We start from the raw sequence: 6,141 nt of genomic DNA, 5'->3' as shown, positions 1-6,141 counted from the left end.
GAATTAAACAATTGAACCTATTTATGAAAATATTTCTAGTTTGCTTTTGATTAATTTCAGGATTCGTTAAGTGTCAAATTTCAGATGAAGAAATTTATGAAGTAATCAATTATATTATTAAGAATGGAGATGTGGTTAAGAAACCGATTAAAGAAATTAGAATTATTACAGAAGATCCTTATTATAAAATTGGGAAGAAAGACATTGGATATATTAATTTCCAAGATTTAAAAGCTTATTTCACTCAAAAAGATATTATTTCACTTAAAAATCAATACAAAGCTGCTGAAGGTTTTTTGCTTACTCCGAAATATATATTTAATTTAAGAATTATACATGAAAATGAACTTCTCAGTTATAAAGCCGAAGGAAAATATTTTTGGGAAGAATTTAATAAAAAACATGGAAATGTTTCTTTTATGTTTGTGGGTAAGCCGTTATTTTCACTGGATAAAAAGAGAGTGATTATCAGCTATGGCTACTATTGTGGTGGACTTTGTGGTAGAGGCGAGAAAGTGATATTAAAAAAAGTGAAAGAAAATTGGGTTGTTGAAAAGGTCTTATCAGGTTTTGTAAGTTAAAAGCCTAAAATCTTTATATATTTGAATAAATAACAATGCAATGAGAAAAACATTTGCCGTCCTTACGTTGTCTACACAAATTGTCTTCGCTCAAAGTATAGCCCAGAAACTCGATGAAGCCACTAAAGACCTGATGAATTCTTCCGGGGCTATAGCTTCCGGACTGTCGTTTTATGTTGCGGATGAGAACGGTAATTTTATATATGAATATCAGGGAAATAAGGGACTTTCAACAGCTTCTACCCAAAAAATATTTACAGCCGGTGCTGCATTGGAGGCTTTAGGGAAAAATTATACCTATACAACAACGTCAAGCTATTCCGGAACTCTATCAAATGGTATTCTCAATGGAAATCTTTTCATTAGTTCCAATGGAGATCCCACATTAGGAAGCTGGAGATATGAAGCTTATAAACCGGAAAGTTTCAAGCAGAAACTCATAGATGCTGTTAAAAAAAACGGAATTACCAAAATTTCCGGAGATCTGATCATTGATGATTCGTATTTTGATCATCAGACGATTCCCGGTGGCTGGCCTTGGGATGATCTTGGAAACTATTACGGAGCCGGAGTATGGGGTATTAACTGGAGAGAAAACCAGTTTGATATTAATATCAACGGTACGGATTTTAGAAGCTTTTCTTACCCCCTGGAAGGTGTAAAATGGCTGAATGATCTGAAAACGGGAGGAAGCTCAGACCAAAGCCTGATCTTTACAGCTCCTCATTCGGATGTGGCATTAATTAATGGAACTTTACCTTCAGGGAAAACAGTTACCGTTTCCGGATCTGTACCAAATCCGCCAATACAATTAGGTGTGGAGGTAAAACAATGGCTGAAAGAATCAGGGATAGAGTTTTCAGGGAAAGTAATTACGAATTCACAGCTGGAGATCGAAGGAAAACAACCTTTAACAGCTCCCAAATCCAATGTGATTCTAACCTATCAATCTCCGACATTGGATAAGATTATTTTTTGGTTCATGAGAAAAAGTGTTAATCTTTACGGAGAAACGTTGATTAAAACTTTAGGAAAAGAAAAAAAAGGAAATCCAAGTTTCAAGAGCGGAGTAGCCTATCTTAAAGAGTTCTGGAAATCAAAAGGAATCAATTCCAATATGATCAATTTTGCTGACGGCAGTGGGCTTTCACCGCAAAATTATGCTTCGGCAAAAGCGGAAGTTCAGGCATTGCTATATGCTAAAAAACAACCTTGGTTTGAATCTTACTATGACGGATTTCCCACTCAAGATAACGGGATGAAAATGAAGAGCGGTACGATGAGAGACACCAAATCATACGCAGGATATCATACTTCCAAAGACGGCAAAAAATATGTGTTCTCTATAATTATCAATAATTATCAGGGAAGCGGGAGTACAGAGCTGCAGAAGATTCTGAATGTTTTAAAATAAATAGTTTTGAAAAAATCCATCCTTGCAAGGTTTAGTAACTGGTTTATTTTCACATTGATGACTTTGGTCATTATCACCATTGTGGTCACTTCTATGATTCTCATCAATTTTTTACGGAAAGAAGAGGTGAAGAGAGTGGATATTTTAGTCAGTGCCCTGAAATTTCAACAGGAAGCAACTACATCAAGCCTCGAAGTACAGGAGTTGATACTACAGATTTACAGCTCCAATACTACCATTCCGGTTATTGTTTTAGATAAAGATGACAGGCCTCTTGAACATAAGAACATTCCCCAGGAGATTGAGAATGATGCGAAAAAAGTTACGGCTTTGGCAAAAAAAATGGCCAAAAACTATCCCCCGATTGAACTGAAATTTCCTAACGGGAATAGCCAGTTTGTATATTATGATAATTCCAGGTTGCTTAATAACCTGCGTTATTCGCCATTTCTATTAGGATTCTTTATTCTGTGTTACTTCCTGTTCTCCTTCTGGTTTTTAAGAACGATCAAAAAGACAGATGAAGGTTATCTTTGGGCCGGTTTGGCCAAAGAAACGGCACATCAGATCGGAACTCCTTTGTCTTCTATGATCGGATGGATGGAAATTATGAAACTTGAAAACCCCGAATCCGAAGGCATACAGGAAATCGAAAAAGATATTGAAAGGTTGAGGACGATCTCAGAACGATTCTCTAAAATCGGATCTGTTCCGGAGCTGAATGATTCTAATTTCAATGAAACCATTAGAGAAAACTATGATTATCTGAAATCAAGAATTTCAAAAAAAATCAATTTTACCCTTCATCTTCCGACGTATGATATTCTGGTTCCCCACAACAAAATTCTGATGAGCTGGGTAATAGAAAACCTGGTTAAGAATGCGGTGGATGCCATGAAAGGAGAAGGATCTATTCTCCTTGCCGTATTTGAAAGAAATAAGAATATATTGGTCGAAGTAAAAGATACCGGAAGCGGAATGACTAAACAACAGGCCGGAAATGCTTTTAAACCGGGCTATTCCACTAAAAAACGAGGATGGGGATTAGGATTGTCTCTGGCTAAAAGAGTGATCCAGGAATATCATAACGGAGATATTAGAATTGCCCAGACAGAGGTAGGAAAAGGAACTACGTTCAGGATTATGATTAAAAAAGTATAGAGAATCAAAATAGATCTGCAGTAATAAAAGAAATAAAAAAGCGGAGAAACATCTCCGCTTTTAATTTTTATTATTTTTTACCCGTTAACCACTGGTTTTGCAGCTTTTGTTCTGCCGGAGTAGGATTGGCTTTGTATTGAAGTGTTTCCACGGTCATTTTATCTAAAACAGCTTTTCCTTTCAGATCTATTTTCTCAAGCTTGTCGCCATTCTGTCTAAGAACGGTAACGGTAACGTTTTGCCCTTCTTTTATACTTTTAGCATAATTGATAAAGCTCTGTACGTTTTTAATGTCAATAGTTTTACCATCTAAAGCAAACACCTGATCTGTGATTTTAAACCCGATGCTTTTTGAAAAAGGAGATAAAGCTGAGCTTTCATCGAAAGCAAATGCATTATTTTTTTCATCAAATCCGGTTTGGTTCGGATCTTTAATAAACCAGAAAATAGGAGGAGTTTCCTGCTTTATTACTTCCACGCCTACCATATTCAGGTACTCGGCATAAGGAGTCGGCTGGCTTCCGGCGATGTATTTAGTGTAGAAATCTCTGATCTGTGGATATCCCGTTACAGCTACCAATTCATCGATCAGTTTATCATCTTTGAAAGGCTTATTCTCTCCGAATCTTTGGGATAATTTACGGATCATATCGCGATATCCCATTTCACCGTTAGACAGCTTTCTCAATTCAATATCAAGGCACATCGTAAGAAGCGCTCCCTTTTCATATACGTTTCTGTATTGATCTTTATACTGATCCAACAATATATTCTTACTCATTACCGTAAATGGCATGGTATCGTCATAATTCTTGGAATTGGTGATTTTTTCATTGATTCTGTGAAGGAATTCATCTTTATTGATCAAACCTTCCTGGATCTGGAATAGGTTTGCAAAATATTCAGTTCCGCCTTCATACATCCAAAGATGCTGAGACATTTTAGGATCTGCATAATCAAAATAATGGATCTCTTCGGAATGCGTTTTCAAAGGATTCACCGTATGGAAAAATTCGTGGGACACTACATCGGTAATGGTTTTATCGATGGCCTCTTTAGGCATGAATTCAGGAAGGACAACACTCGTAGATTCATGATGCTCCAAAGCTCCGAAACCTTTAATCTGAGGTCCGCTATCTCCCGATAGGTAAAGCATGATCGCATATTTCTTATTGGTATTCATATCTCCCAAAAATTTCTTTTGAGCAATTACCATTTTTTCAAGATTTTCTTTAAAATCAGAAGCTTTATATTTTCCGGTAGGAGAATATACTCCTAATACAAGGTCCATTCCTCCCGCATTAAATGTTATATAATCCGGCTTGGTATACATGAGCGGAGAGTCCGTTAATTTAGCGTAATTAGCCAAAGTATAGGTATCCGTAGCCTCAGACTTATCCTGATCTACCAGGGCAGTGGTTCCATAGAAATTGTTAGGCTTCTGAATGACCAACTGATAAGGCACATCCTGCATATTATCGATATATCCCACAAAGCCGTGAGTGTTGATCAGATAAATTTTTCCTTCTTCAATATCAGTTCCTGAAGGAGAAAATACAGCCTTATGTTTGGAAGTATCCATTTCATCATCAAAGCTGTCGTTAACCAAATAGGTGATTTTATTTAAATTCTGTGCATTTTTAAGAGAGTAAGTATTGTCATTCACTTTGGTGAAGGTTAACTCTTTCCCTTTATTATCCAGAAATTTGATCCCTTCGATAAATCTTCCGTAATCATCTACAGAATAAGTTCCGGGAACAGTTTTAGGAAAATGAAATTTTACGTCACCGGATTTCATTTTTGGGAATTCCATGGTTACTGCCACTTTATCGTCTTTTACATTCACCAGATCGATAGTGGTTTTAATGGACTGTGCGTTCACCAGAACAGTAGCCAGAACTCCTAATGTAAGTGCTATTTTTTTCATTGAGTTTAGTTTATAGTTAAATAGTTGTTGTAAAATCCATTTTGTTACGCAATAAGTATTAAACTTTTCATAAAATTTGAACTAGGGTAGCATCACTAAAAGCAAAAAAGGCAAAACCATTCTTGATTTTGCCTTTTCATTCTATTTATTGTACTTCCTGATAATTGATATAATAATTCTTGTTAAACGCTACTGGTGTATTTTTTTTCAGCTTTACAGTTTGCCAAGATTCCGTAGGTGTAATCGTTTGATTACCATTTACAATAATCGGTAATTTCAGGTTTTTCACTACATCAGTATATCTGAATTTCAATTCATCTCCTTTTTGAGAATACTCCAGTGTCGGAATCATTATCGTTCTCAGATACTGATCAAATACACTTGAAAAATCAATTCCGGATTGGGTGGAAATATAATTTTCAATCTGCTCAGTAGTTACGGTTTGATGATAAAAATCTTTATTCAAGCCCCTTAAAATCTGTCTGAACTTATCATCATTGTTAATTACCTGTCTTATTGTATGGATCATGCTGGCTCCCTTCGGATACATATCTCCGCTGCCTTCATTCCTTACTCCATATTTACCGATAATAGGCTTGTCATTTTCAATATTTCCGCGGATTCCCTGTGCATAAATATCTGCCGATTTTTTATCCATATAGTTTTCCGTGAAAAGAACTTCGGAATACATGGTAAAGCTCTCATGAATCCACATATCTGCCTGATCTTTGGCCGTAATATTGTTAGCAAACCATTCATGACCGCTTTCGTGGATAATGATGTAATCCCAGTTCAAACCAACACCGGTTCCTGAAAGATCATTACCAAGATACCCGTTCAAATATTGGTTTCCATAGGCAACATTGCTTTGATGTTCCATTCCTAAGTAAGGCGTGTCAACCAATTTATAAGAATCTTCATAGAAAGGATAGGGTCCAAACCAATGTTCAAATGCCGAAAGCATCGGTTTTACCTGTTGGAATTGTTTTTTTGCCTTATCTAAATTATAGTCAAGAACCCAGTAATCTAAATCCAATGTTCCCTTTTCTCCTTTATAG

At 36.2% G+C, this 6,141-nt stretch carries 5 protein-coding genes; 3 read left to right on the top strand and 2 right to left on the bottom strand.

What is annotated here, in order from left to right; translation table 11 throughout:
• The first annotated feature begins 131 nt into the window (after positions 1-131).
• From ACGHIN_RS16175 to ACGHIN_RS16165, 3 genes are read left to right on the top strand one after another with little or no spacing between them, the layout of a single operon-like run.
• Positions 132-581, top strand: coding sequence for a hypothetical protein (locus ACGHIN_RS16175; protein WP_390455884.1), 450 nt, complete (start codon positions 132-134; stop codon positions 579-581).
• Between the two features lie 40 nt (positions 582-621).
• Positions 622-1,995 carry a D-alanyl-D-alanine carboxypeptidase/D-alanyl-D-alanine endopeptidase gene (gene dacB, locus ACGHIN_RS16170; RefSeq protein ID WP_390455881.1) on the top strand — a complete coding sequence of 458 codons (1,374 nt, stop codon included), beginning with the start codon at positions 622-624 and terminating at the stop codon, positions 1,993-1,995.
• Positions 1,996-2,001: 6 nt separating this feature from the next.
• Complete coding sequence (locus ACGHIN_RS16165) at positions 2,002-3,156, top strand: sensor histidine kinase (protein ID WP_390455878.1); 1,155 nt, start codon at positions 2,002-2,004, stop codon at positions 3,154-3,156.
• A 70-nt stretch (positions 3,157-3,226) separates the two neighbouring features.
• Here ACGHIN_RS16165 and ACGHIN_RS16160 read toward each other — a convergent pair whose 3' ends face one another.
• Together ACGHIN_RS16160 and ACGHIN_RS16155 are read right to left on the bottom strand one after the other, a co-directional pair.
• Entirely contained in the window at positions 3,227-5,083 is a 1,857-nt protein-coding gene (locus ACGHIN_RS16160; protein WP_390455875.1) for a M61 family metallopeptidase, read from the bottom strand.
• A gap of 145 nt (positions 5,084-5,228) precedes the next feature.
• Positions 5,229-6,141: M1 family aminopeptidase (locus tag ACGHIN_RS16155; RefSeq protein WP_390455872.1), on the bottom strand; the 913-nt coding region annotated here is incomplete at its 5' end.

This window comes from Chryseobacterium barbadense (genome assembly GCF_042849955.1).
Taxonomy (GTDB): Bacteria; Bacteroidota; Bacteroidia; order Flavobacteriales; family Weeksellaceae; genus Chryseobacterium.
This window is presented reverse-complemented; position numbering and strand designations above follow the sequence as displayed.